The sequence below is a fragment of the Bacillus cereus group sp. MS39 genome (genome assembly GCF_040448665.1).
GTDB lineage: Bacteria > Bacillota > Bacilli > Bacillales > Bacillaceae_G > Bacillus_A > Bacillus_A wiedmannii.
In genome coordinates this window covers 1,061,217-1,075,070 of sequence record NZ_CP123058.1, presented here as the reverse complement: position 1 = coordinate 1,075,070, position 13,854 = coordinate 1,061,217, and the positions used below count along the sequence as shown (strand labels likewise).

Genomic DNA, 13,854 nt, shown 5'->3' with positions numbered 1-13,854 from the left:
CTGGAGCTTCTTTTTCGTAGTGCTTGTACGCATGAAGGAAAAGACGGAGTTTTTCCGTTATCATGAATTGAGATGTAAGTATGTTTTCACTTACAAATAGGGTGGTACCGCGATTCTTTCGCCCCTATCGGATTTTCCGATAGGGGCTTTTTCTATTTCTCACAGAAACAAATGTTAAATAATTCCGAATCTTATGATAAAATTTTATAAGCGCTTACAATTTTGAAAGGTGGTGGTTCCAGCTATACCCAACCAATATTCAATTTTATAGAAAACAAGGAGGATGTCTAAATGACAAAGAAAACAGAAATTCCATCGCATTTAAAACCATTCGTATCCACGCAGCATTATGATCAATATACACCGGTGAATCACGCTGTTTGGCGTTACATTATGAGACAAAATCATAGTTTCTTAAAAGACGTTGCTCATCCAGCCTATGTGAACGGACTACAATCATCTGGTATAAATATAGATGCAATTCCAAAGGTAGAAGAAATGAATGACTGTTTAGCACCAAGCGGATGGGGAGCTGTAACAATTGATGGACTTATTCCCGGCGTAGCATTCTTTGATTTCCAAGGACACGGCTTACTACCAATCGCAACAGATATTCGCAAAGTAGAAAATATCGAGTACACACCAGCTCCAGATATCGTACACGAAGCAGCAGGACACGCACCTATTTTACTGGATCCTACATATGCGAATTATGTGAAACGCTTTGGACAAATTGGTGCGAAAGCTTTCTCTACAAAAGAAGAACATGATGCTTTTGAAGCTGTTCGTACATTAACAATCGTAAAAGAAAGCCCTACTTCTACTCCTGACGAAGTTGCCGCTGCTGAAAATAATGTAATTGAAAAACAAAACTTAGTTTCTGGTTTATCAGAAGCTGAACAAATTTCACGTCTTTTCTGGTGGACAGTAGAATACGGCTTAATTGGAAATATAGACGATCCAAAAATCTACGGTGCTGGGCTCCTTTCTTCTGTTGGTGAAAGTAAACATTGCTTAACAGACGCTGTAGAAAAAGTTCCTTTTTCCATTGAAGCTTGTACAAGAACAACTTATGACGTAACAAAAATGCAACCACAACTATTTGTTTGTGAATCATTTGAAGAATTAACAGAAGCACTTGAGAAATTCGCTGAAACGATGGCCTTTAAAACAGGTGGTAAAGAAGGCTTAGAAAAAGCAATTCGCTCTGAAAATCATGCAACTGCTGAGCTAAATAGTGGATTACAAATTACAGGTACATTCACCGAGACAATTGAAAACGATGCAGGTGAATTGATTTACATGCGAACAAGTTCGCCAACAGCATTAGCAATTCACAATAAACAACTAGCGAATCATTCTACTGCTGTACACAGTGACGGCTTTGGAACACCAATTGGATTACTCACTGAAAATGTTGCATTAGAAAATTGTACAGATGAAGAATTACAATCATTAGGAATTACGATTGGAAATATTGCTGAGTTTACTTTTGCAAGTGGTATTCATGTAAAAGGAACAGTAACAGATATTATAAAAAATGATAAGAAAATTGCTCTTATTTCCTTTATCGATTGCACAGTTACTTATAACGCCCGCGTATTATTTGATGCTTCATGGGGCGCATTTGATATGGCTGTTGGTTCAGAGATCACTTCTGTATTCCCAGGAGCAGCAGATGCAGCATCGTTTTTCCCAGTTGATGAAGAAATAGAAGAAACTCCAGCACCTCTCACATTAACTGAGCTAGATCGTATGTATCAAACAGTTCGTGACATTCGAAATAAAGGTATTTTACACGACGCGCATGTCGAACAATTAGTAGCGATTCAAGAGGTATTAAATAAATTGTATCCGAAAGAATGGCTACTTCGCCTTGAAATATTAGAATTACTTCTAGAACATAACAAAGGGCACGAAACATCAGCAGCATTATTACAACAACTTTCTACTTTCACAACTGACGAAGCTGTAACACGCCTTATTAACAATGGTCTTGCACTACTGCATGTAAAGGATGTGAAAAATGATGCTGCGATTAACTGAAGAAGAAGTTCAAGGGGAATTATTCAAGGTGGATAAATGGATAGTAAAAGATGAAAAATGGATTGAACGAAAATATATGTTTTCCGACTACTTAAAAGGAGTCGAATTTGTCTCTGAAGCCGCCAAACTATCAGAAGAACGTAATCACCATCCATTTATCCTTATCCAGTATAAAGCAGTCATTATTACTTTGTCATCTTGGAATGCAAAAGGTTTAACGAAACTAGATTTTGAGCTTGCAAAGCAGTTTGATGAACTATTTTTACAAAACGAAAAAGCAATTATAAGAAAGTAAAAAAAGAGAAGCCTTTTTTAGGCTTCTCCTTTTATTTTGAAATGAATACAATGTCCAAATGGGTCCTGGGCTTGTAATATTCCATCTTTGTACGTAGCGACTTTGCCAATATTTTTTAAGCTTTCACATACTTGCTCTTTTTGTTTTTCATCCGCTAGTACAATTGTGAAATATTTCAAGCCGACGGAATTTGGCATTTGCGGCGGTATTTCTTCACCTTGCCACGTATTTAAACCGATATGGTGATGATAGCCACCTGCCGATACGAACAACGCTCCATTACGAGCTGGGATTGTTACTTCAAAACCAAGACCATCCACATAGAAACGTTTCGCTTCTTCCAAATCAGCTACATGGAGATGAATATGTCCCATCACAGTACCCGCCGGAAATCCATTCCATGTACTTCCTTGCTGTAATAGTTCTTCACCAGCTAACGGGTTACTAACAAATGGTAGTTCTCCATTCTCATCACGCCAAACTTCTTTTTGGCGATCATGATAAATTTCAATCCCGTTTCCATCTGGATCAGCTAAATAAAGGGCCTCACTAAAGTAATGGTCGGCTCCGCCGTGCAGTGGATATACCATTTCTACAAGATGACGAAGAATATTCGCTAAATCCTGTCTGCTTGGTAATAAGATTGCGTAATGATATAACCCCGTTCTCCCTCTTTGCTTTGGTAGAGCTTCTTTCTTTTCTTCAATGATAAGGAGTGGTTCGTTATTTTCATTCCCAAATGTAACAACCATTTCATCTTCTTTTAGTACTTTCATACTTAGTACTTCTGTATAAAACTCTAGTGATTTCTTTATATTTGATACATATAAATGAACAACATCAAGTGTTGTGTCGGGATGAAGTTGAAAACTCATCTTGTTAGCCCCCCATTTAATTTAGTTCTTCTTTAACATTCTCTCTTTTAAGAAATTATCTACAAAACCGTCTGCTTTCGCAACAAATAAGTACGCACCCATTGCTAACAATGCAAGTTCTAATTCGAAGCCAGGATTTTTTCCATCTCCTAATAAACCAGCTGACCATTTTACTTTTACAATTGCTCCAACCATTACAAGTGCAAATAATAATCCAATATATCTTACACCTAAACCTAGAATTAACAATATACCACCAACTACTTCCGCTGTTGCTACACCGTATGCAAGACCTCCTGGTAAACCAATGCTTGTAAACCACCCTGCAATATTGTCAATCCCCGATTGGAATTTTGTTAAACCGTGCATAAAGAATGTTACCCCTAACACGATACGAATAATTAAGTTACCGATATGTTGATTCATTTCATTCTCTCCTTTATAGTTTCCTTATACAAAACTTTTATTTACAATACAAAACATACACTAATTTTTTTTATTCGTCAATTCATTTTCACTGGGAAAAAATATATTTTTTTTGCTATGATACAAATAGTTGTTTACAAAAAGGAGCTTGATTTTATGAATATTGGTTCTGCAATACGTGAAATTCGTCAACGTAGAGGCATAACAATTGCACAAATTTGTGAGGGAACAGGTCTTTCTAAAGGATTTATGAGTCAGGTTGAAAATAATAAAACATCACCATCTATCTCAACTTTAGAAACAATCTCCAATTTTTTAAACGTTCCCCTTCCCTATTTATTATTAGAACAAAAAGATCGGCTGAAAGTTGTCAAAAAGGTAGAGCGTAAATACAGTGTATACGGAAAAGATGAACAAAGAATTGAACATGTTGCAGAACAAGGTGGCCTTCGCCTAAATCTTGTGGAAATTCCTGCTGGGTTTCCGAAAGAAAATATACCAAATGCCCATGAAGGGGAAGAATGTCACCTTGTATTACGCGGAAAACTAGAAGTTCAACATGGAGAAGATATTGCAATTGTAGAAGAAGGTGATTCTTTCTCTTGGAATGCATGTGTTCCTCATATTGTTCGTAATATAGGAGAAGAAACTGCATTATTACTCATCTCTAGTCATGCAGAAAATCGAAAACGTGTTTATTAAATAAAAAAAGAAGCCTGTAAATCAGGCTTCTTTTTTATCCCCTTATAACTCCATAACTTGTCCCAACTAGTACAGTCTTTTCATGTTGATTGCGATAAACTGACTCGATTGAAACCTTTTTATATCCTTCCATCTGTTCAATATTTGTTAAAGTTAATTCACAAGTGATCGTATCTCCTGTAAAAACCGGTCTAATAAACTCACTTACTAATTCTCTTGCTATGTAATGTAATTCTTCTCCTACTTTCGTTCCAATACTAGCAGTTAATAAACCATGAACCATTAAACGTCCATTTTCATCATATTCCATATGATGTCTACCTTTATCTCCTGTAATATTTGCAAATTCAAAAACCTCTTCCTCAGTAAATCTTCTTTCGTATTTAAATACATCCCCAACTTTTACATTCATTTTTATCCCCCGTTTAATAAACAGAATTTTCTTTTATTTTATCATAAAATGAGTCTCAGTTCAGTTTATATTATTAAAATAGCGATCCTTTTTCTACACTATCTTACTTTTATCGGTGCCCATCTTTTTTTGCTACTTGATACCCGTAGTACGCACATGTTCCATTTCTCGATAACTCTCTCACCTCAAAACCACAACTTCTATAAAAATCAAAATTACTCGCAGATGTATGTGCAAACCAGTCTCCATGTGGCAACTTTTGCAAACAAAGAGCGACAAGTTTCTTACCTAACCCCTTCCCTCTATATTCACATTTCACAACTAAATTTACTATGTTCGCGATCATGATTCCATCAGAAATGACTCTAACCATCGCAATCATCTCTTCTTCATCCCAAATTGTGAATGCCCATGTTGAATTTTCAAATGCTATCGTGAATTTTTCAATTTGCCAAGAAGGGATATTATCATTACTCCAACCAGCATCTTCGAATAAAGTTTTAATTGCATATGCTGGCACACCATTCGTTCCCTCACGAATAATAAGGCCATTATGATAAATATACATGTAATCCCCCCTTTATTTTTATATACCATTCTTCAAAAGATGCAATTTACCTTTTTTCATCCAACGCGTTTAATGGAATAAACAAGAACGTCCATCCCATGAAATGAAGTTGTTTTCTCATAACTAAGCCCTGTTTTTCTAGCAACAAAGATTGAAGCGGGATGATCCGGATTAATAATAGAAATTAATTTATTCATTCGTAACGCTTGGAAACCATAGTCTCGAAATGCCGCCGCTGCTTCTTTCGCATACCCTTTTCCCCAATACTGAGGTAATAACCAATAACCAATTTCAATTTCTTCTTTTCCATCTATCTGCTGCTTTACTAACCCTGCATGACCAATTCGTATTCCCGTTTCCTTTTCAATCAATACAAATAAACCGAGACCGTTTTTATAGCTAGGAATCACCCACTCCTCCAAACTTTTTTTACATTGCATATATGTTTTTAACGTCCCATTTCCAATATAGCGCATTACCTTCTCATTTCCCCATAGTGAAGCGTAGAACTGTAAATCATCCATTGTATATTTGCGAATTTGTAAACGATCTGTATGAAACATATCTGCACTCCTTCCCACGAATTTGTACTTAACTACACGATCATGTTTTGTATATATACTAAATGTTACTATCTATTATAAATGAACCAAGGGAAAAATACAGAATATTCAATCCTGAAAGAATCTAAAAAAGGCAGTAGACAAATATTGTCTACTGCATCCATATCATAACTAGCATAACGAAAACTACAATTGAGGGGGGTGTAGGATTTTCAAATATACTAGATACTTATCCCGTTCTAACGGGCGGTAAACTTTTCAATTATATGAAAGTGAAAAGTTTACCGCACATAAGAACCTTTGCGGTCATTAAGAGAGCACCGTTAAGTACTCAAATACACGCTGTGCTTTTTCCCCGCCCATTCGTGCATGTTGAAGAAGGGAAATACCATGTGGACCAGATGCACGTAATGCTTCTGGTTGTGCTACTAAAATAGCTTGTACAACTTCTAATTCTCCAAGCATAGCGGCCGCGAAAATATCCATTCGAGCACCCTTTTCTAGTAAATAGAGAGCAATATCTTTACGACCTACATGTGCCGCTGCCCCTAACGCACTTTCCCAATCTGATCCGCCCCAATTGTAAGAGGCATGAAGTAAGCTTGGGGATTCAGCCAACAGTTCTTGTACTTTCTCTAAATCTCCGTGAGCTGCCATAACAAATTCTCTTACTAACTCAGTGGTAATACATTCTTCTGTTCGCATCTTGCTCCTCCTTTTTTAGAAATTCGTTTTGGTGTGAAAAATGGCTTGTCGCTACCTTGAAAAATATCTACATCTATGCCGAATACACGTTGAAACATTTCATGACATAACACTTCTTCTGGTATACCGTCATACTGAAGCTTCCCTCGCTTTAATACGAGTAAACGATCACTATATTGAGCCGCTTGGTTAATATCATGTAAAACCATTACAATTGTCATACCAAACTCCTCGTTTAATCGTTTCACAAGTTCCATTACTTCCAATTGATGAACGATATCCAAAAAAGTTGTTGGTTCATCTAATAATAAAACATTTGTACGTTGTGCTAGCGTCATTGCAATCCAGGCACGTTGTCTTTCTCCTCCTGATAAAGATTGCAAAAGACGATATTCATACCCTTTAAGATTTGTAACAGACAATGCCCAATCAACAATTTCTTCATCTTCTTTATTTAAGCGACTGCTCCATGATTTATGAGGGCCTCTTCCGAATTCGATTAATTCTTTCACTGTTAAATCTAATTGATGATCATGCATTTGTGGTAACATCGCTAATTGCTTCGCCACATCGGCACTTTTCATCGTATGAATACTTTTTCCATCTAAAATGATATCCCCTTCGCTTTGTTTAAGTAATCTTGCCATTAAACGAAGCAAAGTAGATTTCCCCGACCCATTCGGTCCAATTAAACTAACGATCTCTCCAGCTTTAATATGTACATTCATATTTTGCATTTGAAATCTTTCAGAATGTGCGTAAAACACTGTGTTAACGGAAATCACGTTGCTTTCCTCCTCTATGAATTAAATATAAGAAGAACGGACCACCTAAGAAGGATAATAAAATACCTACAGGCAATTCAATTGGATCGAACCAACTTCGAGCTATCGCATCCGCGAAAACAAGTAATATCCCTCCGCCAAGGCATGACAATGGCAGTAAATATTTATAGTCATTTCCAACTAATAAGCGTAACATATGTGGTACGACAAGACCGACAAATCCAATAAGACCAGAAACACTAACCGCAATTCCAGCTAATAATGTGCTTACTACTATTAAAAAAAACCGGCTTCTCTCCACGTTATAACCTAATAATTTCGCCATTTCATCTCCAAGCATTAATACTCGAATATGCTTAATACCAAAGAAGGCTAGTATAATAGCGAATATTGCATAATAAATAATCATGTTTAAATGTACCCAACTTACACCACCAATGCCGCCTGCTAACCACGGTAACACGGATTGTACTTTGTCACTATGTAATAACATTAACGCTGACGTCGCTGCACCAATTAATGCATTAATTGACACCCCTACTAAGACAATTCTTGAAGGAGGTGCCCCTTTTTGCCATGATAAAGCATAAATGACCATCGCCGTTATGAAAGCTCCTAAAAACGCACCGAGCGGTAAAAAAGCCATATGCTGAGGGAATAAAATCATAATTACAATTGCTACAAGGCCTGCTCCAGATGAAACCCCGATAATACCAGGATCTGCAAGAGGATTTCTCATAACCCCTTGTAGCAGTGCACCAGATGCTGCTAAACACGTTCCCACTATAAATCCAATGAGCACTCTCGGTATACGAAGATCCCATACAATTCGATGAACTGTCGAACCCTCATCTTGTATGCCAGCTAGAATTTCTCGTAAAGAAAAGGACAAACTTCCTGCAAAAAGACCGTAAAAAAGACCTAGAATCGTTAATACAACTAAAGTAACTGCTATTATCCATCTTTTTTTCGCAAAAGGATGTTCCTTTTCCCTTACTACTCCACTACTTTCCATACTTATCATTTCCTTACATCTTGTATACTTTTATACATAAAGTCCATCGCTTCTGTAACTTTTGTTCCAGGATTTGATCCAAATAAGTCAGGTGGCAAAATAACTACACGATTTTGTTTTACTGCATCTAAATTTTTCCACGCTTCATTTTTCATCATTTCGCCTTCAAATGCTTTTTTAACGCTATTTGGATCTCCATGTGTAATTAAATAAATCACATCTGGATTTGCCTCAATAATGCGTTCTACGCTTAGTTGCGCATATTGCGGATATTCCTTCATTTCTGGAAAATCGGCTGCAATATTTTTTCCACCTGTTTTTTCTAAAATATCACCTGATAAAGATGTTGGTAATGCTGCTAAATAAGTGCCTGGTGCTCCATACACTAGCAATGCTTTCACATCGCTCTTTTTCTCATATTTCTTTATTTGATCATTAATTTTTTGGTTAAGTTCTTTTGCTTTATCTTCTTTCTTCATTACCGTTCCATATATTTCAATATTCTTTTGAATATCTTGTACAGAGTTCGCAGAAGAAATCATTACTTTCGTTCCTTGTCCTTCAACCGTTGGAACATTCTTTTGGAATCCATTGTTAGCAATAAGTACATCCGGTTTCAAACTAGCAATTTGCTCAAAATTCGGCTGATGTGCATTCCCGATTACTTGTACTTTCTTTAACTCCTCTGGAAGAGTTATTTTTGTATCTGGACGACCTACTATTTTTCCACCTAAAGCATGAATAATATTCATGTCCCCCATACTTAATGTTGCAAAACTCTCTGGCACTTTATCAAATGTTACCTTTCTTCCTGACAGGTCGGTAACTTCGATTTTCTCTTTTCCTTTTTCTGTTTTTGTTGCAGATGCTTTTTCGTTTCCTTTTGCACTGCAACCGATTAATAAGAAAAAAATAGATAAAATCGCTGTGAATAGCGCAATAGATTTTTTCATTCTTCCACCTCTAACTGATAATGATAATCATTAACTACTATTCTACTTTAATTGATAAGGATTATCATTGTCAATATAAACCGCATACATTTTTTACAAAAAACAAAGAGCACTACAAAAAGATTCGTCCTTTTCGTAGTGCTCTATTTCATAATATTACTCACATTCATTTCCCTCTAACTGATCTCGTATCACTTTCACACGCTGAAAGAAAAAGAATGATAAACTTAAAAATATAACGATACTTCCCATCATAACAAAAAATTGTATTGTTTCTTTTGCTCCATTCGGAATCAATAAACCAACCATTAACAATGTACTTACCGCGAGAAGAATTTGTCCGAACCGAGTATAATCTTCTATTTTTTCTTGTAATTCTTTCATTATATTCTCACTCCTCCATTTCACTGTATCATATTCTCTTAAACTTAAAGACAAGTAAATACAGCCATTCTGGGAGATGTTTTCCAAAAGAAAAAGAGCCGCTTTATTGCGACTCTTTCATAACCATTACTCTCCTTTATATGCTTCCATATAAATTTCTTTCAGCTCTGAAATGAGAGGTAATTTTGGATTAGCTGTTGTACATTGATCTTCAAAAGCTCTTTCTGCTAATAATCCAACAACCTCTTCAAATTCATCTTTAGCAACTCCTTGTCCTGCAATACTCATATTTATATTTAAGCTTTTTCCAAGATCAATAATTGCCTGGACGAGTGATTCCACACCTTCTGTTGTTGAACTTGCTGGAAGCCCGAGTGTTCTCGCAATATGTGCATAGCGTTCATCAGCTACAAAGTGCTCATATTTTGGGAACAATGCGTGTTTTCTTGGCTTAATAGCATTATAGCGAACTACGTGCGGCATAAGAATTGCATTCGCACGCCCATGCGGAATGTGAAATTCCGGTCCAATTTTATGTGCTAAGCTGTGATTAATGCCTAGGAAAGCATTTGCAAATGCCATCCCTGCGATTGCAGAAGCATTATGCATTTTTTCTCGTGCTTCTTCGTCATTTCCATCTTTAAATGCTCTTGGTAAATATTTAAATACGAGATCAATGGCCTTTAATGCTAATCCATCTGTATAGTCATTTGCTAGAACAGACACATACGCCTCGATTGCATGCGTTAATACGTCCATACCAGTGTCTGCTGTTACATGTGGTGGTACTGTCATTACAAACTGTGGATCAACAATTGCTACATCTGGTGTTAATTCATAATCCGCGAGCGGATACTTTATATTATTTTTCTTATCTGTAATAACCGCGAATGGTGTCACTTCTGATCCTGTTCCTGATGTTGTTGGAATGGCAACAAACTGCGCCTTACTTCCTAATTCCGGATATTTACATGTACGTTTTCTTATATCTAAAAACTTCTGTTTAATTCCATAGAATGTTGTTTCTGGGTGCTCATAGAAAAGCCACATCCCTTTCGCTGCATCCATAGCTGAACCACCACCAAGTGCGATAATTACATCTGGCTTAAAACTTCCCATCATTTCCGCACCTTTAAACACTGTTTCATCTGATGGATCTGGCTCAACCTCAAAGAAAACTTCAACTTTTACATCATTTGCATGTTTACGTAAATAATGTGTAACCGTATCTACATATCCGTGCTCAACCATTCCTGGATCCGTTACAATAAATGCGCGTGAAATGTTAGGCATATTCGCTAAATATGCTGTCGCATGTTTTTCAAAATAAATTTTGGGTGGTAATTTAAACCACTGCATATTCTTTTTTCTATTTGCCAACCTTTTTATATTTAATAAATGCGTCGCTGTTACGTTTTGAGAAACTGAGTTTTTCCCGTAGGAACCGCAACCAAGCGTAAGTGATGGAATAAATCCATTATATATGTCGCCGATTCCACCTTGTGAGGAAGGGGCATTTACAATAAGGCGGCAAGCTTTCATTCGTAATCCAAATTGCTTTTGCACTTCTTTATTTACAGAATGGATGACTGCTGAATGTCCTAAACCACCGAGGTTTAACATTTCTTCGCAATATGTAAATCCTTCTTCTAATGAATTTGCTTTTACACAGGCTAATACTGGACTCAGTTTCTCACGAGATAGTGGATAGGCTGCTCCGATACCTTGAATTTCAGCTACAAGCATTTTTGTATTTTTAGGCACAGTAATTCCAACTAATTCGGCAATATACTGTGCGGATTTCCCTACAATATCACTATTTACTGCACATGTATTTTCATTAATAACAAGTTTTTCTAATTTTCTTCTCTCTTCCTCTGTTACAAAGTAACAATTGTTTGCAATCATTTCTGTTTTCACATCATCATAAATTTCCTTATCTACAATGATTGCTTGTTCTGATGCACAAATCATACCGTTATCAAATGTTTTTGATAAAATTAAATCATTAACGGCTCGTTTTATATGCGCTGATTTCTCTATATAACATGGTACATTACCAGGACCTACACCTAGCGCTGGTTTTCCAGTAGAATAAGCTGATTTCACCATACCTGCTCCTCCAGTTGCCAAAACAAGTGCAACACCTTCATGGTTCATTAATTGTTTCGTTGCTTCGACAGAAGGTCTTTCAATCCACTGAATACAATGTTTTGGTGCCCCTGCCTTCACCGCTGCATCATATACTGTTTTCGCCGCTGCAATGGAACAGTTTTGTGCTGAAGGATGAAATGCGAAAATAATTGGATTTCTCGTTTTTATCGCAATCAATGCTTTAAACATTGTTGTCGACGTTGGGTTCGTTACTGGCGTTACCCCAGCTACTACACCGACAGGTTCCGCAATTTCTATTATTTCTTCATGAGGATCTTCGTGAATAATCCCCACTGTTTTATCTTTCTTTATGCTATGCCAAATATATTCAGTAGCAAAAATATTTTTAATGCATTTATCTTCGTATACACCACGCCCTGTTTCTTCAACAGCCAACTTTGCAAGTGGCATATGTTGATCAACACCTGCTAATGCCATTTCATGAACAATGTTGTCAATTTGCTCTTGTGTAAAGCTTTCTAATGCTTGTAAAGCCTTCCGACCGTTATTCACTAACGTATCAATCATCTCTTTTACTTCCTGCATTTCATTTACAACTTTCTCTTTGACTACCATGTAAATTCCTCCTATTCTGCTATCTTGGACTAAATAAGACCCTATAGGTCGTAATCAGTCCCGATTAGCGCAAAAAAAATAGAGTTGCTTTCCTACATGAACCTCATTGTTTGTGAAATATTTCACAAGTTTGTTCGTGAGTAACACTTCATGAACTTAATATACATGAAATTATTTCATTTGTGTATGTCTATTTTGTGAAATGTTTCACAAAATAACGTAATAAAAATGCACTGCCTGTATTAGCAGTGCATTTTTATTATGCTAGCGCTTGTGCTAGATCTTCAATTAAATCTTCGCCGTCTTCAATACCGACAGAAATACGAATTAATGTATCTGTAATTCCTAATTCCTTGCGGCGATCTGCTGGGATTGATGCATGTGTCATTTGAGATGGAATAGAAATTAAACTTTCTACTGCTCCTAAACTTTCAGCAAGTGTAAAGTATTGTAATTTCTCAAGTACTTTATTTAATGTTTCTTCGCTATCTACATCAAATGAGATAATAGCACCAAATCCATTTGCTTGTTCTGTTGCAAGTTCATGGTTTTGATGTGACTCAAGACCTGGGTAATATACTTTATTTACTTTTGGATGGTTATTTAAAAACTCGGCAATTGCGCGTGAATTCGTTTCATGCTCTTCCATTCGAATTCCTAATGTTTTTAAACCACGAAGTAGTAAGAAGCTATCTTGTGGGCCAAGAATGCCTCCTGTTGAGTTTTGTACAAAGTGAAGGTCTTCTGCTAATTGCGGGCTATTTACAACTACTAGGCCTGCAACTACGTCACTATGACCTCCTAAATATTTCGTTGCACTATGAAGTACAATGTCTGCTCCTAAAGTAATCGGCGACTGCCAATATGGCGTCATGAATGTGTTATCGATAATTGTTAATAAATCTTTCTCTTTAGCAAGAGTAGATATTTTCTTAATATCAGTAATTTTCAGTAATGGGTTCGTTGGTGTTTCCACATAAATCGCTTTCGTATTCGGACGAATTGCTTCTACAACTTCCTCTAAGTTGGTTGTATCTACAAATGTATGCTCAATACCGAAGCGATTTAATACTTTCGTGATAACGCGGTACGTTCCACCATACACATCATCTGTTAAAATAACGTGGTCACCTTTTGAGAACAACATAATTGTCGCTGTAATAGCAGCCATTCCTGAGCCAAATGCAAATCCCGCATGGCCGTTTTCTAATACAGCAATCATTTCTTCTAAAGCTGCACGTGTTGGGTTACCTGTACGTGAATATTCATATCCTTGATGTTTACCAACTGCTTCTTGTTTGTACGTACTTGTTTGATAGATCGGTACGTTTACAGATCCAGTTGAAGGTTCTCCTATGCGAATACCATGAATTAACTTTGTCTTTGCTCTCATTT

The 13,854-nt window shown here is 36.6% G+C and carries 15 protein-coding genes and 1 other annotated feature (1 of these 16 cut by a window edge); of the genes, 3 read left to right on the top strand and 12 right to left on the bottom strand.

Annotated features, from left to right (window positions below):
* Positions 1-129: a binding site (T-box leader), on the top strand (it extends 99 nt beyond the left edge of the window).
* Between the two features lie 162 nt (positions 130-291).
* Both QEP67_RS05585 and QEP67_RS05580 read left to right on the top strand, forming a co-directional pair.
* The gene (locus tag QEP67_RS05585; RefSeq protein ID WP_000163176.1) at positions 292-2,046 is read left to right on the top strand and encodes an aromatic amino acid hydroxylase; all 1,755 of its coding nucleotides are present in this window, start codon (positions 292-294) and stop codon (positions 2,044-2,046) included.
* Positions 2,027-2,341, top strand: a complete 315-nt coding sequence (locus QEP67_RS05580; protein ID WP_000979547.1) for a 4a-hydroxytetrahydrobiopterin dehydratase — start codon at positions 2,027-2,029, stop codon at positions 2,339-2,341. Before QEP67_RS05585 ends, QEP67_RS05580 begins: the two co-directional genes overlap by 20 nt.
* 17 nt (positions 2,342-2,358) lie before the next feature.
* Here QEP67_RS05580 and QEP67_RS05575 read toward each other — a convergent pair whose 3' ends face one another.
* Together QEP67_RS05575 and QEP67_RS05570 are read right to left on the bottom strand one after the other, a co-directional pair.
* Positions 2,359-3,216 carry a VOC family protein gene (locus tag QEP67_RS05575; RefSeq protein WP_000009827.1) on the bottom strand — a complete coding sequence of 286 codons (858 nt, stop codon included), beginning with the start codon at positions 3,214-3,216 and terminating at the stop codon, positions 2,359-2,361.
* A 21-nt stretch (positions 3,217-3,237) separates the two neighbouring features.
* Positions 3,238-3,642, bottom strand: a complete 405-nt coding sequence (locus QEP67_RS05570; RefSeq protein ID WP_001071551.1) for a DoxX family protein — start codon at positions 3,640-3,642, stop codon at positions 3,238-3,240.
* A 156-nt stretch (positions 3,643-3,798) separates the two neighbouring features.
* Here QEP67_RS05570 and QEP67_RS05565 point away from each other — a divergent pair, with 156 nt between their 5' ends.
* On the top strand, positions 3,799-4,344 hold the full coding sequence (locus QEP67_RS05565) for an XRE family transcriptional regulator (RefSeq protein ID WP_001020697.1): 546 nt from the start codon (positions 3,799-3,801) through the stop codon (positions 4,342-4,344).
* A 34-nt stretch (positions 4,345-4,378) separates the two neighbouring features.
* On the opposite strand, the gene QEP67_RS05560 is transcribed toward QEP67_RS05565, so the two are convergent.
* The 10 genes from QEP67_RS05560 to QEP67_RS05515 form a co-directional block, all read right to left on the bottom strand.
* Positions 4,379-4,756: a MaoC/PaaZ C-terminal domain-containing protein gene (locus QEP67_RS05560; protein WP_001101452.1), complete on the bottom strand. Its 378-nt coding sequence runs from the start codon at positions 4,754-4,756 to the stop codon at positions 4,379-4,381.
* Between the two features lie 109 nt (positions 4,757-4,865).
* The gene (locus QEP67_RS05555; RefSeq protein WP_000276112.1) at positions 4,866-5,324 is read right to left on the bottom strand and encodes a GNAT family N-acetyltransferase; all 459 of its coding nucleotides are present in this window, start codon (positions 5,322-5,324) and stop codon (positions 4,866-4,868) included.
* 56 nt (positions 5,325-5,380) lie between these two features.
* Complete coding sequence (locus tag QEP67_RS05550; RefSeq protein WP_074651160.1) at positions 5,381-5,959, bottom strand: GNAT family N-acetyltransferase; 579 nt, start codon at positions 5,957-5,959, stop codon at positions 5,381-5,383.
* 237 nt (positions 5,960-6,196) lie between these two features.
* On the bottom strand, positions 6,197-6,592 hold the full coding sequence (locus QEP67_RS05545) for an ankyrin repeat domain-containing protein (protein WP_001258431.1): 396 nt from the start codon (positions 6,590-6,592) through the stop codon (positions 6,197-6,199).
* A complete protein-coding gene (locus QEP67_RS05540; RefSeq protein WP_048565728.1) occupies positions 6,559-7,377 on the bottom strand; it encodes an ABC transporter ATP-binding protein in 819 nt (272 codons plus the stop codon). Before QEP67_RS05540 ends, QEP67_RS05545 begins: the two co-directional genes overlap by 34 nt.
* Positions 7,364-8,392, bottom strand: coding sequence for an iron ABC transporter permease (locus QEP67_RS05535; RefSeq protein ID WP_064472653.1), 1,029 nt, complete (start codon positions 8,390-8,392; stop codon positions 7,364-7,366). Before QEP67_RS05535 ends, QEP67_RS05540 begins: the two co-directional genes overlap by 14 nt.
* 5 nt (positions 8,393-8,397) lie before the next feature.
* Entirely contained in the window at positions 8,398-9,345 is a 948-nt protein-coding gene (locus QEP67_RS05530) for an ABC transporter substrate-binding protein (RefSeq protein ID WP_016135353.1), read from the bottom strand.
* A 156-nt stretch (positions 9,346-9,501) separates the two neighbouring features.
* Entirely contained in the window at positions 9,502-9,729 is a 228-nt protein-coding gene (locus tag QEP67_RS05525; RefSeq protein WP_016135354.1) for a YrhC family protein, read from the bottom strand.
* 126 nt (positions 9,730-9,855) lie between these two features.
* Positions 9,856-12,459, bottom strand: a complete 2,604-nt coding sequence (adhE, locus tag QEP67_RS05520; RefSeq protein WP_064470255.1) for a bifunctional acetaldehyde-CoA/alcohol dehydrogenase — start codon at positions 12,457-12,459, stop codon at positions 9,856-9,858.
* 259 nt (positions 12,460-12,718) lie between these two features.
* Positions 12,719-13,852 carry a bifunctional cystathionine gamma-lyase/homocysteine desulfhydrase gene (locus QEP67_RS05515; RefSeq protein WP_001201925.1) on the bottom strand — a complete coding sequence of 378 codons (1,134 nt, stop codon included), beginning with the start codon at positions 13,850-13,852 and terminating at the stop codon, positions 12,719-12,721.
* Between the last annotated feature and the right edge of the window lie 2 nt (positions 13,853-13,854).

Bases quoted from the DNA above. Each gene is read 5' to 3' on its own strand.
- QEP67_RS05585 (WP_000163176.1), top strand. From the start codon at position 292: ATGACAAAGAAAACAGAAATTCCATCGCATTTAAAACCATTCGTATCC.
- QEP67_RS05580 (WP_000979547.1), top strand. From the start codon at position 2,027: ATGATGCTGCGATTAACTGAAGAAGAAGTTCAAGGGGAATTATTCAAG.
- QEP67_RS05575 (WP_000009827.1), bottom strand. From the start codon at position 3,216: ATGAGTTTTCAACTTCATCCCGACACAACACTTGATGTTGTTCATTTA.
- QEP67_RS05570 (WP_001071551.1), bottom strand. From the start codon at position 3,642: ATGAATCAACATATCGGTAACTTAATTATTCGTATCGTGTTAGGGGTA.
- QEP67_RS05565 (WP_001020697.1), top strand. From the start codon at position 3,799: ATGAATATTGGTTCTGCAATACGTGAAATTCGTCAACGTAGAGGCATA.
- QEP67_RS05560 (WP_001101452.1), bottom strand. From the start codon at position 4,756: ATGAATGTAAAAGTTGGGGATGTATTTAAATACGAAAGAAGATTTACT.
- QEP67_RS05555 (WP_000276112.1), bottom strand. From the start codon at position 5,324: ATGTATATTTATCATAATGGCCTTATTATTCGTGAGGGAACGAATGGT.
- QEP67_RS05545 (WP_001258431.1), bottom strand. From the start codon at position 6,592: ATGCGAACAGAAGAATGTATTACCACTGAGTTAGTAAGAGAATTTGTT.
- QEP67_RS05535 (WP_064472653.1), bottom strand. From the start codon at position 8,392: ATGGAAAGTAGTGGAGTAGTAAGGGAAAAGGAACATCCTTTTGCGAAA.
- QEP67_RS05530 (WP_016135353.1), bottom strand. From the start codon at position 9,345: ATGAAAAAATCTATTGCGCTATTCACAGCGATTTTATCTATTTTTTTC.
- QEP67_RS05525 (WP_016135354.1), bottom strand. From the start codon at position 9,729: ATGAAAGAATTACAAGAAAAAATAGAAGATTATACTCGGTTCGGACAA.
- adhE (WP_064470255.1), bottom strand. From the start codon at position 12,459: ATGGTAGTCAAAGAGAAAGTTGTAAATGAAATGCAGGAAGTAAAAGAG.
- QEP67_RS05515 (WP_001201925.1), bottom strand. From the start codon at position 13,852: ATGAGAGCAAAGACAAAGTTAATTCATGGTATTCGCATAGGAGAACCT.